This is a genomic window from Marinobacter sp. NP-4(2019) (assembly GCF_003994855.1).
Lineage (GTDB): Bacteria > Pseudomonadota > Gammaproteobacteria > Pseudomonadales > Oleiphilaceae > Marinobacter.
Map to the genome: position 1 here is coordinate 346,820 of NZ_CP034142.1, position 22,722 is coordinate 369,541.

Genomic DNA, 22,722 nt, shown 5'->3' on the forward strand with positions numbered 1-22,722 from the left:
CCGGCGCGGTTGTTTTGGCTGTCAGTAGCCTCGGCTGGTGTCCACGATGCCGGTAATCGACTGGCCGTTGTGGTGGGCGCGGATCTTGCCGGTAATCTGTTCCAGCGTGGCATCCCGCAGGGTGCGGGCGGATATGTGCGGTGTGATGGTGATCTCCGGTCGCTGCCAGAATGGATGGTCCGAGGGTAGCGGCTCTTGTCGGAATACATCCAGGGAAGCACGTGCCACATGGCCGTCGTCGATGGCCCGGAGCAGATCGTCTTCCACCAGGTGCTCGCCACGGCCAACATTGATCACCACCGCGCCGGGCATGAGTTGGCTGAGATGCTGGTAGTTGAGGATGTCGCGTGTTTCATCGGTCAGCGGCAGGGTGTTGACCAGCACCCGGGTCGATTTCAGGAATCCGAACAGGTTATCCGCGCCGGCAAAGGTGGTAATTCCATCCAGGTCGTGCTCACTGCGCGCCCAGCCGTTAACCCGGTAATCCAGATCTGCCAGGGTGCGTGCCACCCGTTTGCCAATGTGGCCAAGCCCCATGATGCCGACCGGCCACTCGCTGCGCTTGATCGGTCGGTGAATTTTCCAGATCCCTTCCCTCTGTTGTTCGCGGTAAGTCTCCATGCCACGGCTGGCTTCCAGTAACTGGTGAAGCACATATTCCGCCATCTGCACGGACATACCGGCATCTTCCAGGCGCACCACCGGGAGATGAGGCGGCAGGTTGGGGACCGCCAGCAGGCCGTCGATGCCGGCGCCGAGGTTGAATACCGCCTTCAGCTTCTTCTCGCGTTCAAACAGTTCCGCCGGCGGCTGCCAGACAATGGCGTAATCGGCATCCACGGCCGGGCCATTGGCGTCCCAAACGTGAACCTCGGCCTCCGGCAGCAGCTCCTTGATGGGCACGGTCCAGCGCTCCGGCTTGGGGTCTCCTGCGACGAATAGAACTTTCATGGGCTCTCCGGGGATCGTCAGTTGCATTAATTTTGTTTACTATATTTCGCTTTGCAGAATAATATACCGAAATACATTCGTAAACCCGGGGTGTTGTGGTGTGCCGGCGAAAGAAAAGTGAAACATAAAGGAAGAGTGTTTCATGTTTGGCACGGCTTTTGATAATGGTTTGTGGTACTTGCTATCTGCAGCGATTAAAATACCGCAACTTTTCTTATTATCTGACTACCACCGGGTATCCCGGGCACACCGGATCAGGCGCAGCTGTTGGAGGACGCCAGTTTATGACAAAAGCAGAAACCACAAAACCGGAGTTGTTGGTCGCCTCCGGAGATGGTGAACCGGTGAAACCGGAAAAAGACCGCAAGTTTGTAGAAGCGCTCTCCCGTGGCCTGGATGTACTCCGTGCCTTCAGTCAGGGATCGGTCATCCTCGGTAACCAGGACATCGCCCGGCTGACTGGCTTGCCAAAGCCGACAGTCTCCCGCATGACCTACACTCTGACAAAACTGGGTTACCTCAGCTACAACGCCCAGCTGGAAAAGTACCAGCTCAGTTCCGGCGTGCTGGCCCTGGGTTATGCCTACGTGTCCAACCTCAAGGTGCGCCAGCTGGCCAAGCCCTACATGGATGAGTTTGCCCGTCAGACCAACATGTCCGTGGGCCTGACCTGCCGCGACCGCCTGCACATGATCTATGTCGAGAACCGCCTGCCGCCGGAAGCATCATTGCTGCGCATGGACATCGGCCTGAAGTTGCCGATGGCCACAACGTCGGCCGGTCGCGCCTATTACTGCGCCATCAGCGACAAGGGCCGCAAGCTGATCGACGATGCCATGGAAGCGAAGTACGGCCCGGATGTCTGGCCGGAAAAGAAAGAAGGGCTTGACCGTGCGATGGAGGACTTCAAGCAGCACGGCTTCTGTCTGTCCCTGGGCGAATGGGATCGCAACATCAACTCCGCCGGCGTACCCATCCACCTTCAGGATGGCACCATCATGGTGCTGACCTCAGCCGCGCCCTCCTACCTGATCTCGGGAGAAAAGCTGCGTGAGTCCATCGCTCACCAGTTGGCGATGCTGGCGAGTGATATTGAGTCGCTTGGCGTTTGATTTTACCGGCTAGCTGACAAAGTACGGGGGGGCGGGCGGGGGATCTCCCTCCGAAACCGTGCGGAGCCATGGATGGCGGAGCCGAGCGTACAGGGATGTATTTACAGCGTGTTTCGGAGGGAGATCCCCCGCCCGGGCCTTCCCCCCAAAGTTGAGATGCCTGAAACCCCAGAATTCGTTCTGGGGTTTTTTTGTGCCTGCATTTTAATTCATGGTTGAAACCTGCCGAAAACTTGTATTAAATCGTACTTATGTTTCGCTTGTTAAAACTACATTCCATAGAAGGCGAGGAGAGATTATGTCTGAGGTCGTAACTTATAACCGGGAAGGCGCCATTGGTGTCATCACAGTCAACTACCCGCCAGTGAACGCCCTGAGCCATGCGGTTCGTTCCGGCCTGGTGGCCGCGCTGGAGCAGGGGCAGAACGACGCAGACGCCAAAGTTCTGTTGCTGGTTTGCGAGGGCCGTACCTTTATTGCCGGCGCCGATATTCGCGAATTCGGCAAGCCCATGCAGGAGCCGGGGCTGTCTTCTGTTATAGATCAGTATGAAAACAGCGACAAACCGATCGTCGCCGCCATTCATGGCACCGCCCTCGGTGGTGGCCTGGAAACCGCCCTTGGCTGTCATTACCGGGTGGCCCTGAGCAGCGCCAAAGTTGGCCTGCCGGAAGTGAAGCTGGGTCTGTTGCCCGGTGCCGGTGGTACCCAGCGCCTGCCGCGTCTGACTGGCGCACAGAAAGCGCTGGAAATGATCACCTCCGGTGAGTTTGTCGGCGCCAACGATGCCCTGGCTCTGGGTATTGTCGATGCGGTTGAAGACGGCAGCGATATCAAGGCCGTTGGCGTGGCGTACGCGCAAAAGATTGCCGACGAAGGCAAGCCGGCCCGTCGCGTCCGCGACCTGACCGACAAAATCGAAGCCGATAAAGGCAGCGAGATTTTCGACCAATTCCGCGCCGGTCTGCAGAAGAAAGCGCGTGGCCTGTTCTCGCCGTTCAAGTGCGTGGATGCTGTGGAAGCGGCTTTCAATCTGCCATTCGATGAGGGCATGAAGCGCGAGCGCGAACTGTTTATAGAGTGCATGGAATCGCCGCAGCGTGCCGGCCTGGTTCATGCCTTCTTTGCCGAGCGCGAAGCCTCCAAGGTCAAAGGTCTGTCCAAGGACACGCCGGTCCGCGACGTCAACAGCGTTGGCATCATTGGTGCCGGCACTATGGGTGGCGGTATCGCCATGAATTTCGCCAATGTTGGTATTCCCGTAACCATCGTGGAAGTGAAGCAGGAAGCCCTGGACAAGGGCCTCGGCATCATCCGCAAGAACTATGAGAACTCCGCCAAGAAAGGTCGCATCACCCAGAAGCAGGTTGAAGAGCGCATGGCGCTGATCAATGGCAGCCTGACCTATGACGACTTCAGGGATGTGGATCTGGTGATTGAAGCCGTGTTCGAGAACATGGCGATCAAGAAAGAAATCTTCGGCAAGCTGGACGAGGTGTGTAAGCCCGGCGCCATCCTGGCCTCCAACACGTCCACCCTGGATATCGACGAAATTGCCTCGGCCACCCAGCGTCCGGAAGACGTGGTGGGTATGCACTTCTTCAGCCCGGCGAACGTCATGAAACTGCTGGAAAACGTGCGTGGCAGCAAGACGTCCGATGAAGTGAAGGCCACGGTGATGGCCGTTGCGAAGAAGATCAAGAAAGTCGGCGTACTGGTTGGCAACTGCCACGGCTTTGTCGGCAATCGCATGTTGCACAAGCGTGGTGCTGAAGCCATGGCGCTGGTGAACGAAGGTGCCAGCCCGCAGCAGGTGGACAAGGTGCTGACCGATCTGGGTTACCCCATGGGCCAGTTCGCCATGTCGGATCTGGCCGGTATCGATGTCGGTTACCGTATCCGCGAAGAGCGTCGTAATGCCGGTGAAGATGTACCTCCGAGCTGGATGGACAAGCTGGTGGAGATGGACCGCCTGGGCCAGAAGACCCAGGCCGGTGTCTACAAATACGAGGAAGGCAGCCGCAAGCCGATCCCGGATCCGGAAGTGGATCAGCTGATCGCCGATTTCCGCAAGGAGCAGGGCATTACGCCGCGTGAAATCAGCGATCAGGAGATCCTGGAGCGCTGCATGTACGTGATGATCAACGAGGGTGCGAAGATTCTGGAAGAGGGCATCGCCGATCGTTCACTGGACATCGATGTGGTGTGGATCTACGGCTACGGCTTCCCGGCCTACCGTGGTGGCCCCATGTTCTGGGCTGACCAGGTTGGTCTGGACACCATCCTCAGCACGGTCAAGAACTTCCACGACACCCTGGGTGGTGAGCAGTGGAAGCCGGCGGCCCTGCTGGAGAAGCTGGTCGCTGAAGGTCGCAAGTTCGGCGATCTTTAAGGACTAGCCTGCTGGTGTGGGGGCCGGTCCCGGGGTGGGGTGCCTTTTCTTCTGGGAAAAATAACTCGCTTTGCTCAGACATCTTTTTCCCGGCAGAAAAGGCACCCCACCCCGGAACCACCGTTACTTCTGGGGTATATCCCGTAGGTCGGATTAGGCGAAGCCGCAATCCGACAACCCAGATGTAAAGCTCAATATAGGTGTCGGGTTACGGCTTCGCCTAACCCGACCTACCCGTACTCTGATTTTGAAGGACACTGTTATGTCTGATGCCGTTATTGTTTCCACCGCCCGTACCGGCCTCGGTAAATCCTACCGCGGCGCTTTGAACAACACTCACAGCGTGGACCTGGCTGGTCACGTTATTCAGCATGCCGTTGAGCGTGCGGGCATCGACCCGAGCATTGTTGAAGACGTGATCCTCGGCGCCACGTTCCACGAAGGCGCCCAGGGCAAGAACATGGCGCGTCTGGCGGCTATCCGTGCCGGCCTGCCGGTAACCACCGCCGGTGTTTCCATCAACCGCTTCTGCAGCTCTGGTCTGCAGGCCATTGCCATGGCGTCCCAGCGCGTGGTTTCCGAGAAGGTACCGGCCATGGTGGCGGGTGGTGTTGAATCCATTTCCCTGGTTCAGAACGACAAGCTCAACAGCTTTCACGCCACCAACGAGTGGCTGATGAAGCACAAGCCCGAGCTGTACCTGTCGATGATTGAAACCGCCGACATCGTGGCCCAGCGCTATGGCGTCAGCCGTGAGTCCCAGGACGAATACGCCCTGATCTCCCAACAGCGCACCGCCGCGGCTCAGGAAGCTGGCAAGTTCGACGACGAGATCGTGCCGTTCGATGCCTCCATGATGGTGAAAGACAAGGAAACCGGGGACATCAGCTATAAGGATGTCACTCTGACTCGTGATGAGTGCAACCGCCCCAACACCACACTGGAGGGCCTTCAGGGGCTGAACCCGGTGCGTGGGGACGACCAGTTCGTCACGGCGGGTAACGCATCCCAGCTGTCAGACGGCGCGTCCGTGTGCACGGTGATGAACAGCACCTACGCGGAGAAGAACAACATCGAACCCATGGGCATCTTCCGTGGCTTTGCGGTGGCCGGTTGTGAGCCGGATGAAATGGGTATTGGCCCCGTCTTTGCCATCCCGCGCCTGCTGGAGCGTACCGGTCTGAAGATGGATGACATCGATCTGTGGGAGCTGAACGAAGCCTTCGCCTCACAGGTGGTCTACTGCCGCGATCGTTTGGGCATTCCCATGGAGAAGCTGAACGTAAACGGTGGTTCCATTGCAGTAGGTCACCCCTATGGTGTCACCGGCTCGCGCCTGACCGGCCATGCCCTGATCGAAGGCAAGCGTCGCGGTGCCAAGTACGTGGTGGTAACCATGTGCATCGGTGGTGGTCAGGGCGCTGCTGGCTTGTTCGAGGTGGTTTAAACCTCATGCAACAAAAAATCATCAACACTCAGGACCTTGCGTTCCAGTTGTTCGAACTCCACGAAGTCGAACAGACCCTGGGATATGAACGCTATGCTGATCACAACCGTGAAACGCTTCAGGCTGCACTCGATCTGGCGTTGAAGGTGGCCGCAGAAGAGTTTGCGCCCCACGCCCGCCTGGTCGACGAAGAAGAGCCCAGGTTCGAAAACGGTCGGGTGGAGATGCGCCCGGAGGTCAAGAAGGCGCTGGACGTCCTGCGTGATACCGGCCTGATGGCCGCTGGCCAGGACTACGAACGTGGCGGTATGCAGCTGCCGGCGGCGGTGGCGCAGATGTGCGTGGGTATGCTCAAGGGTGCGAATGTGGGCACCCAGGGTTACGCCGGGCTGACGATTGCGGCGGCGAACCTGATCATGGCCCAGGGCGATGAGCACCAGCAGAAAAAATACGCCGAGCCAATGATGGCCGGCCGGTTCTTCGGCACTATGTGTCTGACCGAGCCCCATTCCGGTTCCTCCCTCGGTGACCTGCGTACCCGGGCGGAGCCGCAGGACGATGGCAGCTATCGCCTGTTCGGCAACAAGATCTTCATTTCCGCCGGTGACCATGAGCTGAGTGACAACATCATCCACATGGTACTCGCCCGTCTACCGGATGCCCCTCCCGGGGTGAAAGGCATTTCCCTGTTTATCGTGCCCAAGGTGCTGGTCAATGAGGACGGCAGCCTGGGGGAACGCAACGACGTCGCGCTGGCGGGGCTGATTCACAAGATGGGCTATCGGGGTACCACCTCCACCATGCTCAACTTTGGTGAGAAGGACGGGGCTGTCGGTTATCTGGTGGGTGAGCCCAACAATGGCCTGGCGGCCATGTTCCACATGATGAACGAAGCCCGCATCGGCGTCGGCCTGGGTTCAGTCATGCTCGGCTACACTGGCTACCTCCACGCTCTCGAGTACGCCCGCGATCGCAAACAGGGTCGTCCGGTGGGCGAGAAAGACCCCAATACCCCACAGGTGCCACTGATCCGCCACGCCGATATTCGCCGTATGCTGCTGACCCAGAAAGCCTACGTGGAGGGCGGTCTGGCCCTGTGCCTGCAGGGCGCTACGCTGGTGGACGAGAAAAAGCACGGAGCGACCGAAGACCAGCGCCAACTCGCCGCCGGCCTGCTGGATCTGCTGACACCGGTCATCAAATCCTGGCCGTCCCAGTTCTGCCTGGAAGCCAACAGCCTGGCGATCCAGGTGCACGGTGGTTACGGCTACACCCGCGAGTATCCCGTCGAGCAGTTCTACCGGGATAACCGTCTCAATCCCATTCACGAAGGCACCCACGGCATCCAGGGCATCGACCTGCTGGGCCGCAAGGTCTCCATGGCCGGCGGCCGGTTTTACGAGGCGTTGATGGAGCGCATCGAAGCCACCATCATCGAGGCCCGTGAATACGAACGGCTGGCGCTGTGTGCCGACCATCTCGACCGGGCCGTGAAATCCATGGCCACCGCGACCGATGCCATCAACGCCGAGAAAACCAACGGCAACGTGGAAAAAGCCCTGGCCAACGCCTCGCTCTACCTCGAAGCTTTCGGCCACACCGTCGTCGGCTGGCTCTGGCTGCGACAGGCCATCAAGGCCATTGCCGGACTGGAAGGCAATGGTGAGCAGACAGCCGAATTCTACGAGGGTAAGGTGAAGGCCTGTGAATATTTTGCGCGGTATGAATTGCCGAAAGTGCTCAGTCTGTCAGGGTTGCTGAGTGCCGTGGATACCACGGCGCTGGGTATGCAGGATTCTGAATTTTAGCGGAGACTTTGTTTGTCAGATTACGCTTCGCTAATCCGATAAAGCCAACATTGTCAGAACGGTCGTGGAGTGGGGTGGGAACCCACCCCGCGAACAGCCCCCAAAACAAGAAGGCTACGTAAACCGAGGAGCTAAAAAGAATGGACAGAAAAGCCAAAGCAGTCGTCTGCCGCGAATGGGGTCAGCCCGTTCAGGTAGAGACCATCACCGTGGAAGGCCCCAAACGGGACGAAATCACCATCAAGATCGGTGCCTGCGGCGTCTGCCACAGCGACCAGTCCGCCACCACCGGCAAGATTCCCTACCCCGCTCCCCTGGTCCTCGGCCACGAAGCCGCCGGCGTTGTTGTTGAAGTGGGCGAGGGCGTCACCGCCTTTCAGGAAGGCGACCATGTGGTCAGTTCCTTCATCTCCATGTGCGGCAAGTGCCGCCAGTGCGTACGTGGCCGCCCGGTGCTCTGTGAAAATGCCCGCAAAGCCATGTTCACCCTGCCCGATGGCACCGTTCGCACCAAAGGCGCGGATGGCGAGGACCTCAATGTCTTCGGCGCCTGCGGCGTGATGGCCGAATACGCCACCATGCACGTGGACAACTGCGTCAAAGTGGATGACACCATACCCATGCAGAACGCCGCCCTGGTGGGCTGTGCGGTAATGACCGGCGTTGGTGCCGTGTTCAACACCGCGAAAGTCGAGCCCGGTTCCCGCACCGCCGTCTTCGGCATCGGCGGCGTGGGCCTGAACGCCATTCAGGGTTGTGTCACTGCCGGCGCGGAAATGATTGTCGCGGCGGACAACAACGAGAAGAAGCTGGCAATGGCCCGTGAGTTCGGCGCCACCCACACTATCAACATCAGCGAAGTGGAGGACGGCGCCAAGGCCGTGAAAAAACTTACCGGCGGCGTGGACTATGCTTTCGAATGCGTCGGTGCCGGCCCGGTGGTGGAACAGGCCTACAAATGCCTGGGCCGTGGTGGTACTGCCGTGGTGGTGGGTGTCTCGGACCCGAAGGACAAAACCTCGATCACCACCCTGACATTGCCTGCGGATGAGCGGGTGCTGAAAGGCAGCTGGCTGGGCTCCGCCCGTCCACAATACGATTTCCCCCGTATCCTGGGGCTGTACAAGGCTGGCAAACTCAAACTCGACGAACTTGTCACCCGGACTTACCACATTGATGACGCACCCCAGGCGTTCGATGATATGTTGGCAGGCAAGAACGCCCGTGGCGTCATCGTTTTCGAGTGACGGTTCCAGACAGACACAGGAGTGACCGAATGAACGATCTCAGCAAGAATTACATCAACGGCCAATGGGTGAACTGGGCCGGCGATACTATTAACGTGCACGAAGCCGGCACCGGTGAGGTGATTGCCAAAGTCCCGGCTTCCGGCCGGGAAGAAATGGAACAGGCCATCGCCGCTGCGGATGACGCGTTCGCAACCTGGTCTGAAAGCACCCTGGAGCAGCGCATCAAGGTGCTGGAACAGCTTCACGCAGGGCTGAAAGAGCGCGCCGGTGAAATCGCCGAAACCGTCTGCCGGGAAGTGGGCATGCCCATCAAGCTGGCCACCGGTATCCAGGCCGGGTTGCCGGCCACCATCACCAAGACCTACCTGAAGCTGCTGCCGGAGTTCCCGTTCAGCGAGCAGTCCGGTAACTCGGAAGTGCAGTACACGCCCGTCGGCGTGGTGGGCTGCATCACGCCGTGGAACTACCCGCTGCATCAGGTCATCCTGAAAATCGTGCCAGCCATCGCTGCCGGTTGCACGGTGGTGCTCAAACCGTCGGAAATCGCGCCCCAGAGCGCCTACATCCTGGCCGAAATCCTGGACGGCACCGACCTGCCGAAAGGGGTATTCAATCTGGTGTGTGGCGAAGGCCAGACCGTGGGCGACACCCTGATCAAACACCCGGACGTGCGCATGGTGTCCTTCACCGGCTCCACTCGCACCGGCCACCTGATTGCCCATGCGGCTGCCGATGACTTCAAGCGCATCGCCCTGGAAATGGGCGGCAAATCCGCCTCGGTGATCCTGCCGGATGCAGACCTGGCCGCCGCGGTGAAAGGCACGGTCAACAACTGCCTGCTCAATTCCGGCCAGACCTGCACCGCACTGACCCGCATGCTGGTTCCGGCGGAACAGCACGACGAAGCCTGTGAACTGGCAGCCGCCGCCGTCGCCAAGATGACCCCGGGCAACCCGCTGGAAGAAACCACCCGCCTCGGTCCGCTGGCCTCGGCGCAGCAGCGAGACAAGGTCATCGACTACATCAAACTCGGTATCGAAGAGGGGCATACCCTGGTCACCGGTGGACCGGAAGCGCCGGAAGGCTGTGACAAAGGCTACTTCGTCAAGGCTACGGTGTTCGGCAACGTCAAACCCGACAGCCGCCTGGCCCAGGAAGAAATCTTCGGCCCGGTACTGTGCGTGATTCCCTACAACGATGAAGCGGAAGCCATCCGCATCGCCAACGGCACCCAGTACGGCTTGTCCGGCGCGGTGTGGTCAGCGGATGCCGACAAGGCGAAGCAGGTGGCGGGCAAACTGCGCACCGGCCAGGTGTTCGTCAACGGCGGCGCCTTCAACCCGATGGCCCCGTTCGGCGGTTTCGGTCATTCCGGCATTGGCCGTGAGTTTGGCAAGTGGGGGCTGGAAGAGTTTCTGGAGGTACGGTCGTTGCAGTTGTGAGGGCTTGATAACTGGGTGTCGGATTACGCTCCGCTAATCCGACCTACGGGAATTGTACGAGGCCTTTTTCATGTAGGTCGGATTAGGCGATAGCCGTAATCCGACAGAAGCACCCGGAAGTCCGGTCGGTCACGGGGTGGGGGTACCTTTTCTGCCGGGAAAAAGATGTCTGAGCAAGGCGAGTTATTTTTCCCAGAAGAAAAGGTACCCCCACCTCGGGACCAGCCCAAAAGCTCAGGCCTTCCCGCCGAGAAGAATGCGCACAGCCGTACAGGCGTCCTCCAACTCCTCATCGCGAGGTTCGCGACCGTTGATGATATCGCTGTACAGGCAGGACTCGGCCAGGCGCACCATAAAGTAGGACAGGCTGTTGATGTTCAGCGGCGGATTGATATACCCGGATGCCATCTGATCCCGAAGCGTGCGGGTATTGGCCTCCACGGTACGGCTGTGAATGGTGGACTGGGACGAGGTGAGTATCTTCAGCGCATACTCCGGGTCTTCGCGGATAAAGCGCCGCAGTGGCTCGGAATGCAGCAGGGTAGAGTTGATATGGCGGTAGACGCCAACCACAAAATCCACCCCTTGTCCCGGCGTTATGCTCAGGGCTTCCAATCTCAGGGGTTCATAGAGCGACCAGAGCACTTCCCCAATAAGCAAGTCTTTGTTGCCGACCCAGCGAAACAGGGTGGCCCTTCCAATATTCAGTTCTGCGGACAAAGACGCCAGGTGAATTTTTTCACCCTTCAGCCACATCCTCCGTGCACGTCGGAAGGCGTCCGCTGGTGTCGCTCTTGTTGTTGTTTTTTCTGTCACTGCAACCTCGTATCGGTATTTTATTTCATTCTAACGACTAAACAGACAGCCTGCTATGAGGGCCGGAATCAACGAAATGTCCAGTGTCATGTCCAAAGCCTACCCCGGAAGATCTGTTCAGGGAATTGCACGTTGTGCCGAGTTGGGGCCGCACCCCGCCTGGAGGGATGCTGGCGGCGTGACAGATTTGTGAACTTTCCGCTATACACTGTTTAATACCTTGTGATTCTCCCGTGATGGCGTGCCCCCAGGATAGTTACCGAGCCTGTCAGTCCGGCAGGCTCAATCACTTGGGGAGAGATCACTATGAACAAGTTCATGACAATCGTAGCAATGTGTATGTTTGGCCTGATGGCCAGCGTCGCCCAGGCAGACGACATGGCATCCGAAGGTGGCATGATGGACGACGACATGAAAGAGTCAATGGAGCATGATGATATGAAGAAGGATGACATGTCGGACGCCATGGGCCACGGTATGAAAGACGATGACATGTCCGGAGACGGCAAGGGCATGAAGGATGATGAAATGGGCATGAAGGACGACAAGGCCATGCACGACGACATGAAGGAAGACGACATGGACAAGAAGTCGGATTCCATGAATTAAGCGGATGCCTCCGAGGGGTGCCAGAGCCAGGAACCTATGACACGAAACGTACTGATTGTTGAGGACAACCCGGGCATTGGTGAGCTGGTGCGCATGCACGTGGCGGATCTGGGCATGAACCCCATTCTGTGCGACCGGGGGGATACCGGGCTTGAGCGTTTCCGTGAGGGGGATATTGACCTGGTGGTTCTCGACCTGATGTTGCCCGGAATGGACGGTCTTTCGGTCTGCCGCGAGATACGCTCCGGCCCGGGTTACGTGCCCGTGCTGATGCTGACGGCGAAAAGCACGGAACTGGACCGGGTGCTGGGACTGGAAATGGGGGCGGACGACTATCTCACCAAACCCTTCAGCGTAGCCGAGCTGTCGGCACGGGTGAAAGCCCTGTTCCGGCGTGTGGATGCCATGGCGTCAGTGCCAGCCGAAAATACCAGGAGTGAAGAGAGTAGCGAACTGCGGACCGACGGGTTACGCATCGACCCAGCTCGCCGTCGGGTGTTTGTGCGGGAGCAGGAGGTGGAACTGACCGCACGGGAGTTCGACCTGCTCTGGCACTTCGCCAGCCATCCGGGCCGGGTGTTCAGCCGCGCTCAGCTTCTGGACAAGGTCTGGGGTTACAACCATGAAGGCTATGAGCATACCGTCAACACCCACATCAACCGCCTGCGCGGGAAAATTGAGCAAGACCCGGCCCGACCGGAGTTTATCGAGACCGTCTGGGGGGTTGGCTATCGCTTTCGGGACTGATCCATGGTGAAGACTCTCTATACCCGGCTGGCGTTGGGGCTGTTCCTGTTGTTACTGGCCGTCGGCCTGCTGTACACCTTTATCAGTCTGTACTCGCTGCGGGAGTACACGGCGTCGGTGAACCAGGAACTGCACCGGGACCTGGCGAAAAACCTGGTGTCGGACAGAAACCTGGTCAATGAGGGAGAGCTTGACCGCAGCGCCCTGAAAGAGCTGTTCGCGTTATACATGACCATCAATCCCAGCATTGAAATCTATCTGCTGGATCTGGACGGTACCATCCTTTCCTACTCTGCCGACCCGGCAAAGATCAAGCGCAAGCAGGTCTCACTGGAGCCCATTCGGCGGTTAATGGACGATATGAGCCGCTACCCCGTGTTGGGCGATGATCCCCGCAGCCATGATCGGCAGAAGGTTTTTTCTGTGACCCCCGTGCCATCAATGGAGAATCCGCAAGGCTATCTCTACGTGGTGCTCCGGGGGGAGGAATACGACGCTGCGGAAACCATGGCCCGTGGCGGCCAGTTGCTGGAGCTGAGCGCCTGGGCCCTGCTGGTCAGCCTGGCGGTGGTGATGATTGCGGGGCTGGCGGTCTTCCGGTTGCTGACCCGTCGACTGACATTACTGACCCGGCTGGTGGAGGATTTCGAGCACAGTGACATGAGCCGGAAGCCTGTCAGTACCTGGCGTGACCGGCGGCCCGTGGTACGTGACGAAATCGACTACCTGGGTGTCACCTTTGATGACATGGCCCGCCGCATTGCCTCCCAGATCGAACAGCTGACGGAAAAGGATGCTCAGCGCCGCCAACTGGTGGCCCAGGTGTCCCACGACCTGCGCACGCCCCTGGCGTCTATGCAGGGCTACATTGAAAGTCTGAAACTGCGGCGGGATCGCCTCAGCCCGGAAGAATAGGACCGATTCCTCGACATTGCGCTGAAGGAAGGCCGGCGTTTGAGCCGTCTGGTGGATGAGTTGTTCGAACTGGCCGCCCTGGAAGCCCGGGAAAAGCAGCCGGTACCGGAACCTTTCCCGCTGGCGGAGCTGGTGCATGATGTGGTTCAGAAGCATGGGCGGGAAGCGCGCAGCAGACAGTTGGAGCTGGTCGTCAAAGGTGATCCGGATCAGCCCCTGGCCTATGCGGACCTCGCCATGACCGAGCGGGTACTGGATAACCTGATCGGTAATGCCATCGCCTACAGTCCGGCCGGAGGGCGGATCGAAGTGGCATTCGGGCAGGCGGACGGCCTGCCCGAAGTCTGCGTACGGGACAGTGGCCCCGGTATACCGGAGCAGGACCTGCCCCACATCTTTGACCCGTTCTACCGCGGTGAATCTTCCGACGGAGAAGGCGGCCATGCCGGCCTCGGGCTGGCGATTGCCCGCCGGATCATGACCCTTCAGGGGGGCGATATCACTGTTGAAAACCTGAATTCCGGCGGCGCATCCTTTTGTATACGGTTACCGGTCAAACCCTCGAACTGAGTTGCCTGCATCCGCAATGATCTCTCCGGCGTTATACAAACGTAATAAACTGGGGAAAGTGGTGTGATGAATTCCGTGCAAACTGGTCACAGTACACAAAGGGCAAGAGGTTAAGGTTATGAAACGGTATCTGTTATTGATGTCCATGGTAGCGGCCCTGGCACTGATCGGTTTCCAGGTTGGCGCTTCCAATGAGACGGACTCAAAATACGCACCCGACGATCCTGACTTGGCGATAGCAACCTTCGCCGGCGGATGTTTCTGGTGTGTGGAAGAAATGTATGAGGAGAAAGTGCCGGGGGTTGTCGAGGTGGTATCCGGTTACAGTGGTGGTGACGAAAAAGATCCCTCCTATAAACAGGTCTCTGGCGGTCGTACCGGCCACACCGAGGCGGTCCAGGTCTATTACGATCCGGATGTCATCACCTACGAAGGCCTGCTTCAGGCTCTGTGGCGCACTGCAAATCCGACTGATGCAAAGGGTCAGTATGTGGATCGGGGCAGCCAGTATCGGCCCGCGATTTTTTATCACAATGAGGAGCAGAAGCGCGCTGCCGAGGCTTCGGTGAGGGCTCTGAAAGAGTCCGGTCGTTACGATGACCCGGTCGTGATTGAAATCGTGCCTTTCAAGTCTTTCTACGACGCCGAGGAATACCACCAGGATTATTACAAGAAGAACCCGGTGCGGTACAAGTTCTACACCTTCAATTCCGGCCGTTACCAGTTCATCGAAAAGGTCTGGGGTGACGAGCAGGAAGTTGACTACTCCCAGTATCAGCCGGAGGAGGACAACATGAAGAACAATGCGCGAGATCTGCAGTCGTTTGTGAAGCCGGACGATGAAGAGCTCAAGCGGATGCTGACCAAAGAGCAGTATTACGTGACCCAGGAAGACGGCACCGAAAGGGCATTCGCCAATGAATACTGGGACGAGAAACGCCCGGGATTGTATGTCGACGTGGTGTCCGGAGAGCCGCTGTTCTCCTCCAGGGACAAATACAGGTCCGGCACCGGGTGGCCCAGTTTTACTCGACCGATTGCGGATGACGTGGTTGTTGAGAAAGAGGACCGCTCTCTGTTCATGACTCGCACGGAAATTCGCAGTGCCATTGCCGACTCACACCTTGGGCATGTGTTCAATGACGGTCCGCCACCCACTGGCTTGCGTTACTGCATGAACTCAGCCGCGCTCCGCTTCATCCCGCTGGAGCGGATGGAGGAAGAGGGCTACGGCCAGTATATCAGTGAGGTGAAACCGGACAGTGGTAGCCCGGTGGCGGCGTCACAACCATAAATCCTTGACGGCGGTGTCTGCGCCGAAATGGTGGTGGACCTGGGCCTGAAGGAGTTCCGCCGTGGCAATGGCATCGATCAGTGCATTGTGAGGCGGGTAGTGGGGCAGGCCGTAACGAGTCCGGCTGTCGGCGAGACGGATGGACACCGGTTGCATGCCCCTCAGTTTTTGCCAGCGTGTTGGCCGTCGATTGGGATACAAATGGGCCTCGATGGCCATGGTGTCGATGACCGGGAAACGAATGCCCTCGTTCAGTCGCCACCGCATCGCCACATCGAAGAACGGCCGTTCGATACTGCGGTAATGGACCACCGCAACTCTTCCCGCCATGGATTCCAGTATCTCCGCCAGGACGTCATCTAAATCCGGTGCCTTATCAATATCCGTGTGGGTGATGCCGTGAATGGTGATGGAGGTCTGGTGCAGTGGCAACTGTGGCCGGACGACCCAATGGCGACCCTGGCCGAGTTGAATGCCTTCGACGGAAAAAGGCACCAGGCCGATACTGACGATGGAATGCTCATCGGGATTCAGGCCAGTGGTTTCGAAATCCAGAGCCACCAGCGGGGTATCGGCCAGGGGCGTGTCTGGCGCGACACAACCGGCCTGGTAAAAGGCCTTGAGTCGGGGATCCCTGGCCTCTGCCGCGAGCTGCTCGAACAGTTCCGGCCAGGTTTCGTTGGATTCCGGGTCAGGATTCTTCTGATCAGCCATGCCGGCCCACCTGGGACTGGTAGCGGAATTTCAGGAATTTCTGGGCGTTACTGACTACCTGAAACGCGTCTTTCAGATGACTGCGTTCAAACGGTGACAGATCCTCCGGGCGAACGTTATTATCCGGCTCCCGTCCCGCTTCGATGGCCAGTGCCTGGTGGCGAATACGGACAATGGAAATGAATTCCAGGGCATCCCGCAGGTTACCCACACCGTCTTCCGGAATCAGCTTGGTTTCCGCGATGGCCTTGAGTCGGTTAAAGGAGTTCTGTGCCCGGGACCCGCAGGCCAGGGCATGTACCCGGATCAGGTCTGACAGGGGCGCAGTGCCGCGTCGCTTGAGGTTGAACGTCTTGTTTTGCTTACCGTCCTCCTCCATCACAAAGGTGCGGAAGAAGCCCAACGGTGGGGTACGGTTCAGCGCATTGCGGGCCAGCATGGCGAGGAAGCGCTGGCTGTGGCTGGCCTTTTCCGCAACCAGGGTTTTAAGTTCCTCGGCAAATTCAGTCTTCCCGTAGATCCCGTCAAGATCGAAAAAAATGTTGCTGTTCAGCAGCGCCTCCGCCTTGGGGTTTTCGATCCAGTCGATGAAGTAGGATTTCCAGACTTTCAGTGGTTGACGCCATTTCTCGTTGGTGGCCATGATGTCGCCGGTGCAGTAGGCATAGCCGCAGGCGTCGAGACCGTCGCTGACGAACTTTGCCAGCGCCAGGAAGTATTCGTCGTGTTCTTTGGGGTCGAAGCTGTCGTCCAGGATCATGGCATTGTCCTGGTCGGTCACCACCAGCTGTTCGTCACGGGCCATGGACCCAAGGGCCATGAAGCAGTAAGGCACCGGTGGCGGCCCCAGTTTCTCTTCACCCAGCTCCAGCAGGCGCTGGGTGAAGCTGCGGCCGATACCGGCCATGGCACTGCCAATCATATGGGAGTTGGCATCTTCGTTCACCATGCGCACGAAACTGTCACGAACCTCGCGGCTGATCTTTTTGAGCCCTTTGACATTCTGCTGGTGGTAGATGTTGCTGACCAGGAACAGGCTGCTCTGACTCTCGTACTTGACGATGTCCGAGAGGGCAATCACACCACGAACTTCATCGTCATCCATCACCGGCAGGTGGTGCACATTGTTGTGCAGCATGGTGAGCATGGCTTCGAAGATAAAGCTTCGAGCGCGGGTGGTGATCGGGTCATCGCTCATGATTTCGCTGACCGGCGTTTCCGACGGCAGTGCCTCGGTCACGGCGCGGGTGCGCAGATCCCGGTCGGTGATGATGCCCTTGAGTTTTGGCCGGTCCCCTTCCTCGTCCATCAGCAGCAGCGCGGACACCCCCTGATCGGTCATGATGCGCGCGGCCTCCTGAAGGCGTACGGTGCAGGGCGCGGTGACCGGTTTCCGTGCGATCAGGCGGGTGACCTTCGCGGTCATCAGTGCGTTGGACTTTTCCCGACGGGAGAGGGCAGAGCGCAGCCGGCTTCGGCCCTCAGTGTCCGCGAAATCGGCGAAGCTCTCGTCGTTTTCCCACAGGTACTGAAAAACCGTGTCGGGAATCCGGTAGATCAGGCAGTCTTCGATCGCTTTCGCCGGGAAGCGCACGGTCTTATGCATCAGCAATCCGAACTGGCCAAAGAACTCCCCTTCGCCCATTCGGCTGTAAAGTTCACCAGACCGGCGATAGATCTCGACCGCGCCGCTGCGCACATAGAACAACCAGGTATTACGCTGACCAATTTCAAGGATGGGTGTACCCGCGCGGAAATAGGAGATCTCGATGCTTGAGACCACCTTATCAAGCATCTCCTCCGGCATGTCGTCAAACGGCGCATGTTGGGCCAGATGGTTGCGGATGTCGATAAGCTCTGCCTGCATGGAGTCTCCCTGAACGGCTGTCGCGTTTGGCGTTCTCAGGGAGCAATATAGCAGCAGGGCTGCGGAGGGGCCATTGGGTCCGTCGCTATTGCAACAGGTGGTTGTTATCTTTGCGGGTCTGGTCCAAATGCCTGGCTATCAGTTTCCGGGTGCTGGCGGACACGCCGAGGGCCTTGGCCTCATGCTCCCAGCCCGTGATGGCGTCTACGACTTCCCGGATGACATGGCGAACGTCGGACCACCGGCCGTAGCCAGCATGCGCCGCGATGGCCTGTATGGCCTTGAGTGGTGGTCGCTTGCCATGCCCCTGATAGGCGGTGCTGTGCTCGCCATGGGGCCCGGGGCTGAAGGTGGGATCGTAGAACGGCGCTGGGTGCCAGTGGCCCAGATCGTCCATCAGGAATGACCAGTTCTTGCTGTGGTCGTCCTGGTTGGCGGTAAACAGGTTGAACAATGCCCTGCGGAATTGCTCCCGGGCTGCCTGCATGCTCTTGCAGAGGATGTGGGTGGCTTTGATCAGATCCTCATAGTCCAGCGAGGGCATCCGGAAATCCGCATCCAGCAGTCCACAGGCGCTTTGCAGGTGGTAGCGCCCCTGATGGGAAAGGTTGGGGTGGCAATCAAAACGTTTCAGGGCGAGCCAGGCGATGGCGTCGGTTGTCTCGGGGGCCGGGATCAATTGCCATTCGGGAACGGTGATACCTGCTTGTCGGGCAAGGGTCAGGTAGGCCGCCTCGCACAGGCCTTCCTCATGGCCCAGAGCCAGGGAGGCGGAAGTGAACTTGACCAGCCAGGGGATGCGGCCCGGGGCGGGCAGGGTGCTGACATCTTCGAATCCCCTCCTTCCCAGGTATATCTGGGCCTTGGGACGAGCGCCACCTGAGCTGCCAGCTTGCGCCAGTTCTTTCAGTACTTCATCGGTTTGCCCTTCAAAGACTTCAACCGCCTGACGACCAAGGGCGGTCAGGTCGATGGTGTGCTCGCCATCATTCGGAGCCAGTTCGGACACCGGCTGGAAAACCAGCGCCCCCATGCCCCGATCGCCAATGTAAGCGAGGCGGTCCATGGCGGTGAGCTGGTTCGGCAGTATGCCCTGCCGGCGAAACACCCTGTCCATCAACAGCATCCCCCAGCCATCTGGTAAAGAGTCTGCGAATAGTCCATGCAGCCCGCCGTGGGGCGCCCGTGGCGCGGCCTGTACTGAGTCATCAAAGGCCAGGTTGAAGGGGGATAGGCTGTGCCCCCAGTTGAGGTAATCCCGATCATACTGGAAAAATACGCCGTCGCGATTCTGTGCCAGGGTGCCGACAGGGACGCAGTCACCGTTGGCCATGCGGCGGCTGACCTGCAGTTTTTGCACTGGTGTGAAGTGACTCACGATGACAGCACCTCATCAATGGATTTTGGGAAACTGGTGGCTGGCCGGGTCAGTTCATCCAGTCTTTTCAGGTCGTCAACGCAACTCCACAGAATAAGAAACTGACGCAGGGAAATGTCCCCTGTGGTTTCAAAGCGTTTAATGGTCGGCTCGGGCACCGTGCTGCGTTCCGACAGGGCTCGTCGGGACAGTCGTTGGGCTTCCCGCCTTTCTCGCAGGGCCTTGGCGAGCCGTTGCTGAACGTCCGCGGGGCTGATCAGGGATAGCATGGTTTAGATATCCTGTTATCCGATTTGCCACTATTTTAGCACATTTTGGATAACATGATGTCTAATAAGCTTTTGGTGGAGGGTTTTATGGCTCGTGCACTGGTAAGCGGGCGTGACAGCTTACCAGTGCACTTGCGGTAGGTCCCGGTCTTGAGGATCAGGGCGTTAATGATTGCAGGATACTGCCGTTACTACAGGCATCGCCGTTGGCGTAGTCACTGTCCACCACGTTGTTGATCCAGTAGTTGATCAGCTCCACACCTTCCATATGGGTGACGCTGCGGGCGATGGGCGGCATTTGCCGTTGCGGATCGGCGCTGGCCGTGACCCGGCAGGAGACGATGGAACTGTCGGCGTCGCCCGGTACCACGATGTGCTGGCGACCGCAGGAACCGCCGCCGGTGGCAGTGGGCTTCTTGCAGATGCCGTAGCCGGCGTCCACCTCCCGGTAGTGATCCAGGTAGTAACCGGTGTTGGACGCGGCACCGCGGTCGTTGTGGCAGTGCTGGCAGTTCACCTCCAGGTAGGCTCGCAGGCGGGCTTCCACATCGGCGTCGGAGCCGGCGGCTTCACCGCTGTCGCCGGCCAGATTCCAGTGGGGCAGGCGCTCGATATTGGTGGCAATGCCACGACCATCAATCTGCAGGTCCGGTACGTTGGTGAGAATGCCCTGGTCCTGCCAGTACTTGAGCTGGTTGACCCGTGGGAAACCACCCTGGCCGCGGGTGCCCATGAATGCGGATTCCGGCGCATAGGCGCGGTTCAGGTTGCGGGGTTTCGGGCCGATGGGGGCGCTGCCGGATTCCACGTCATCGTTGCTGTGACAGGTGATGCACTGGTTGGCGTTGGGGATGGCGTAGTTGTCCGTGCTGCCCGCCATCAGCTCACCGGTGATCTGGTCCTGATAATGCCAGCTCACCGCTCGGGTGCCGCCACCCAGGGCCAGTTTTGCCACCGGTTTGCCTTCGCTGTCTTTCTCCCAGATGTAGGTGGGGCCGTCCCAGAAGGCCTTGCCACTCTCACTGACCCGTTTGATCAACAGGCGGGTTTCCACCAGTTCTTCGGTGCCCTTGCTCTCATCGGTAAAGGCAAAGGTTTTGGCAATCACCGTACCGGTGGGGAAGTGAATGGTGCCATTGACGTTGCTGCCACCCTGGCCATCCACATAAACCGCTTTGGTACCCGGTGGCACGAAGGCGACCCGGTACTTGGTGGCGTAGTCGGAAAACAACTTGCTGTTGAGCACGAAGGGCACGCCGCCTTCATTCGGGGTGCTGCGGGGGTCGTGGGGATCGGCAAACAGGTTGTACTGGTCCAGGGTCGGGCAGTTCACTTCCAGGGCATTCCGGTTGACGCTGCCGGGCTTGCCGCGCTTGCTGCATAGCCGATTGATGTATTCGTCACTGGGTGCCGGATCGATGGCACCGCTGGGTTCGAACGGCGGGATGGTCACCCGGGGCAGCGGTGGCAGAAGCTTGCCAAAGCGGGCCTGGCAGTCGTGAACCGACATATCGGTATCGGCCACCACACCGTCCAGGCCTTCCAGAACCGATTGCAGGCCTTCCAGGGTGAGAATGCTGGCGTCCTGTTCAGCCGCCGCCAGTACCAGTTCCAGCCCTTCGGTACCGTGGAAGTTCATGTAGGCCTGGCTGTCGGCGGCCAGTTCGTTGTCATGGAAGCACGAGCCCCATTGGGGCAGCTTGCGCTCGCCATTGGCGTTGAACTTGTAGGCGTTGTAGTGGCACGACGGGTTCGGGTGCTCATTGGTGTGAATGGGTTTGCCGTTCTCATCGGCCGGCACGGGATCACCGTTGGCGTCCACCGGGTAGGGGCAATCCTCGTCCAGTTCATCCAGCAGACCGTCCCAGACGATGTGGGCGCCCTTGCCGGGATTGGTGATGTTTTTCAGACCGATCAGGGTGGGCAGCACGGTTTCCACCTGGCCTTCCAACACCACTTTTTCGAAGTTGGGTGGAGGCAGGTCGTAACCGGAATTCCGCATCACATTGTTGTGGATATGAAGCCCTTCGGTGTACGGGTCCAGTTTCTTGTCCGAGGTCTTGCCCTCGCCGTCGATCAGCTCGTAGCTGGTGTAGATCACGGCGGCGGTGCTGTGGTCCTCGAAGGTGTTGTTGAAGACCTCAATGTTGTCATAGCCCAGGGTGATGAAGCCGGTGCCCCGGGGCACCGCAGAGACCAGACCGCTGTGGGCGAAGTTGTAGGTGTTGTTGTTGCGGGCCGTGTTGTTGAGCATCACCGAGGTATCGCCGTACTGGGTGATGTTCTCCAGGTCGTAGATCAGAAAACCGCCGGTGTTGCACTCGGCAAGGTTGCTGTCGTACTCGCCGCCCTGGACGTTCTCGATCTCGAATCCCATGACGTTATACACCGCGCGGCTGTTGCGGATGATGGCGGTGTTGGTCTGGCCGACGTAGATACCGGCATCCGAGGCGCCCACCGATTCCGAGTTATCCACCAGGATATTTTCCGATTCCACCGGGTAGATGCCGTAGCGTCCGCTGGCGGAACTGGGGATGTAATCCGGCGTGGGGTCGCCTTCGTTCAGCGGCGGGTTGGTGCACTGCACGTGCAGCCTATCCGTGTAGTTACTGGCGGTGATCGGTTCGCCACCGCCGGACCAGATGGCGCGTACATTGAGCAGGGTGCCCCATTTCACGCCCTTGAGTTTGAACGCGTCCCCCGGCGAGTCGGCAATGGTCAGGTCCTGCACGGTAATACCGCGCACATTCAGCGCCTCCAGGCCGGTAACGTTATCGCTGTTGCGGAAGGACAACACCGTGTTGTCCTTGCCACAGCCCTTGATCAGCACATCTTCGGTGGCCTGAATCAGCAGGCCGTGGTTCAGTTCGATGAAGCCGCAGCCGAACTCCAGGGTATCTCCCGGGCGCAATTGGATCATCGCGTTGACCATGTCGTAGGTGGCATCGGGGCCGGGTTCCACCAGGAAGGTGCGACCGTCACTGAAACGGTCAACCTGTTCTCCGGCCACGTCGCTATTGTTTCCGGTGTTGTCGTTGGCCGCCGTCGAATCCGACGAGCCGCTGCTGCCACCGAAACAGCCGGAAAGCAGGAGGGCGGCTGTTACCACTGGGATAAGTCCCGAGTGCCAGCGCTTCGAGC

18 protein-coding genes are annotated in these 22,722 nt (G+C 59.1%); 11 read left to right on the plus strand and 7 right to left on the minus strand.

Annotated elements, in window-relative coordinates:
- Positions 1–21 precede the first annotated feature (21 nt).
- Positions 22–951, minus strand: coding sequence for a 2-hydroxyacid dehydrogenase (locus tag EHN06_RS01545; RefSeq protein ID WP_127329544.1), 930 nt, complete (start codon positions 949–951; stop codon positions 22–24).
- Positions 952–1,235: 284 nt separating this feature from the next.
- On the opposite strand from EHN06_RS01545, the gene EHN06_RS01550 reads away from it, so the two are divergent.
- The 6 genes from EHN06_RS01550 to EHN06_RS01575 all read left to right on the plus strand — a co-directional run bounded on the left by EHN06_RS01550 (position 1,236) and on the right by EHN06_RS01575 (position 10,402).
- Complete coding sequence (locus tag EHN06_RS01550; protein ID WP_127329546.1) at positions 1,236–2,063, plus strand: IclR family transcriptional regulator; 828 nt, start codon at positions 1,236–1,238, stop codon at positions 2,061–2,063.
- A 298-nt stretch (positions 2,064–2,361) separates the two neighbouring features.
- Complete coding sequence (locus tag EHN06_RS01555) at positions 2,362–4,455, plus strand: 3-hydroxyacyl-CoA dehydrogenase NAD-binding domain-containing protein (RefSeq protein WP_127329548.1); 2,094 nt, start codon at positions 2,362–2,364, stop codon at positions 4,453–4,455.
- Between the two features lie 262 nt (positions 4,456–4,717).
- On the plus strand, positions 4,718–5,902 hold the full coding sequence (locus EHN06_RS01560) for an acetyl-CoA C-acyltransferase (RefSeq protein WP_127329550.1): 1,185 nt from the start codon (positions 4,718–4,720) through the stop codon (positions 5,900–5,902).
- A 5-nt stretch (positions 5,903–5,907) separates the two neighbouring features.
- Complete coding sequence (locus EHN06_RS01565) at positions 5,908–7,710, plus strand: acyl-CoA dehydrogenase (RefSeq protein ID WP_127329552.1); 1,803 nt, start codon at positions 5,908–5,910, stop codon at positions 7,708–7,710.
- 140 nt (positions 7,711–7,850) lie between these two features.
- Positions 7,851–8,957 carry a zinc-binding dehydrogenase gene (locus EHN06_RS01570; protein WP_127329554.1) on the plus strand — a complete coding sequence of 369 codons (1,107 nt, stop codon included), beginning with the start codon at positions 7,851–7,853 and terminating at the stop codon, positions 8,955–8,957.
- Positions 8,958–8,986: 29 nt separating this feature from the next.
- A complete protein-coding gene (locus EHN06_RS01575; RefSeq protein WP_127329556.1) occupies positions 8,987–10,402 on the plus strand; it encodes an aldehyde dehydrogenase family protein in 1,416 nt (471 codons plus the stop codon).
- 234 nt (positions 10,403–10,636) lie between these two features.
- Here the strand turns inward: EHN06_RS01575 and EHN06_RS01580 are convergent, their stop codons facing one another.
- Positions 10,637–11,158: a QsdR family transcriptional regulator gene (locus tag EHN06_RS01580; RefSeq protein WP_206075705.1), complete on the minus strand. Its 522-nt coding sequence runs from the start codon at positions 11,156–11,158 to the stop codon at positions 10,637–10,639.
- A 378-nt stretch (positions 11,159–11,536) separates the two neighbouring features.
- On the opposite strand from EHN06_RS01580, the gene EHN06_RS01585 reads away from it, so the two are divergent.
- From EHN06_RS01585 to msrB, 5 genes are all read left to right on the plus strand, one after another.
- On the plus strand, positions 11,537–11,827 hold the full coding sequence (locus EHN06_RS01585) for a hypothetical protein (RefSeq protein WP_206075706.1): 291 nt from the start codon (positions 11,537–11,539) through the stop codon (positions 11,825–11,827).
- 36 nt (positions 11,828–11,863) lie between these two features.
- Positions 11,864–12,574 carry a response regulator transcription factor gene (locus tag EHN06_RS01590; protein ID WP_127329562.1) on the plus strand — a complete coding sequence of 237 codons (711 nt, stop codon included), beginning with the start codon at positions 11,864–11,866 and terminating at the stop codon, positions 12,572–12,574.
- 3 nt (positions 12,575–12,577) lie between these two features.
- Positions 12,578–13,489 (plus strand): cell wall metabolism sensor histidine kinase WalK, encoded by a 912-nt coding sequence (locus EHN06_RS21350; RefSeq protein ID WP_228257386.1) that lies wholly within the window; start codon positions 12,578–12,580, stop codon positions 13,487–13,489.
- Between the two features lie 39 nt (positions 13,490–13,528).
- A complete protein-coding gene (locus EHN06_RS21355) occupies positions 13,529–14,059 on the plus strand; it encodes a sensor histidine kinase (RefSeq protein ID WP_228257387.1) in 531 nt (176 codons plus the stop codon).
- Positions 14,060–14,177: 118 nt separating this feature from the next.
- On the plus strand, positions 14,178–15,353 hold the full coding sequence (gene msrB / locus EHN06_RS01600) for a peptide-methionine (R)-S-oxide reductase MsrB (protein WP_127329564.1): 1,176 nt from the start codon (positions 14,178–14,180) through the stop codon (positions 15,351–15,353).
- Here msrB and EHN06_RS01605 read toward each other — a convergent pair.
- From EHN06_RS01605 to EHN06_RS01625, 5 genes are all read right to left on the minus strand, one after another.
- A complete protein-coding gene (locus EHN06_RS01605) occupies positions 15,342–16,067 on the minus strand; it encodes a 3'-5' exonuclease (protein WP_127329566.1) in 726 nt (241 codons plus the stop codon). The genes msrB and EHN06_RS01605 overlap by 12 nt on opposite strands.
- Positions 16,060–17,934, minus strand: a complete 1,875-nt coding sequence (locus tag EHN06_RS01610) for a putative nucleotidyltransferase substrate binding domain-containing protein (RefSeq protein WP_127329568.1) — start codon at positions 17,932–17,934, stop codon at positions 16,060–16,062. The genes EHN06_RS01605 and EHN06_RS01610 overlap by 8 nt, the downstream gene beginning before the upstream one ends.
- 85 nt (positions 17,935–18,019) lie before the next feature.
- Complete coding sequence (locus EHN06_RS01615) at positions 18,020–19,312, minus strand: type II toxin-antitoxin system HipA family toxin (protein ID WP_228257388.1); 1,293 nt, start codon at positions 19,310–19,312, stop codon at positions 18,020–18,022.
- Positions 19,309–19,581, minus strand: a complete 273-nt coding sequence (locus EHN06_RS01620; protein ID WP_127329570.1) for a helix-turn-helix domain-containing protein — start codon at positions 19,579–19,581, stop codon at positions 19,309–19,311. The genes EHN06_RS01615 and EHN06_RS01620 overlap by 4 nt, the downstream gene beginning before the upstream one ends.
- 157 nt (positions 19,582–19,738) lie before the next feature.
- Positions 19,739–22,690: a parallel beta-helix domain-containing protein gene (locus tag EHN06_RS01625; RefSeq protein WP_206075707.1), complete on the minus strand. Its 2,952-nt coding sequence runs from the start codon at positions 22,688–22,690 to the stop codon at positions 19,739–19,741.
- Between the last annotated feature and the right edge of the window lie 32 nt (positions 22,691–22,722).

Coding starts and splice junctions, on each gene's coding strand:
- EHN06_RS01545 (WP_127329544.1), bottom strand. CDS start 951: ATGAAAGTTCTATTCGTCGCAGGAGACCCCAAGCCGGAGCGCTGGACC.
- EHN06_RS01550 (WP_127329546.1), top strand. CDS start 1,236: ATGACAAAAGCAGAAACCACAAAACCGGAGTTGTTGGTCGCCTCCGGA.
- EHN06_RS01555 (WP_127329548.1), top strand. CDS start 2,362: ATGTCTGAGGTCGTAACTTATAACCGGGAAGGCGCCATTGGTGTCATC.
- EHN06_RS01560 (WP_127329550.1), top strand. CDS start 4,718: ATGTCTGATGCCGTTATTGTTTCCACCGCCCGTACCGGCCTCGGTAAA.
- EHN06_RS01565 (WP_127329552.1), top strand. CDS start 5,908: ATGCAACAAAAAATCATCAACACTCAGGACCTTGCGTTCCAGTTGTTC.
- EHN06_RS01570 (WP_127329554.1), top strand. CDS start 7,851: ATGGACAGAAAAGCCAAAGCAGTCGTCTGCCGCGAATGGGGTCAGCCC.
- EHN06_RS01575 (WP_127329556.1), top strand. CDS start 8,987: ATGAACGATCTCAGCAAGAATTACATCAACGGCCAATGGGTGAACTGG.
- EHN06_RS01580 (WP_206075705.1), bottom strand. CDS start 11,158: ATGTGGCTGAAGGGTGAAAAAATTCACCTGGCGTCTTTGTCCGCAGAA.
- EHN06_RS01585 (WP_206075706.1), top strand. CDS start 11,537: ATGACAATCGTAGCAATGTGTATGTTTGGCCTGATGGCCAGCGTCGCC.
- EHN06_RS01590 (WP_127329562.1), top strand. CDS start 11,864: ATGACACGAAACGTACTGATTGTTGAGGACAACCCGGGCATTGGTGAG.
- EHN06_RS21350 (WP_228257386.1), top strand. CDS start 12,578: ATGGTGAAGACTCTCTATACCCGGCTGGCGTTGGGGCTGTTCCTGTTG.
- msrB (WP_127329564.1), top strand. CDS start 14,178: ATGAAACGGTATCTGTTATTGATGTCCATGGTAGCGGCCCTGGCACTG.
- EHN06_RS01605 (WP_127329566.1), bottom strand. CDS start 16,067: ATGGCTGATCAGAAGAATCCTGACCCGGAATCCAACGAAACCTGGCCG.
- EHN06_RS01610 (WP_127329568.1), bottom strand. CDS start 17,934: ATGCAGGCAGAGCTTATCGACATCCGCAACCATCTGGCCCAACATGCG.
- EHN06_RS01620 (WP_127329570.1), bottom strand. CDS start 19,581: ATGCTATCCCTGATCAGCCCCGCGGACGTTCAGCAACGGCTCGCCAAG.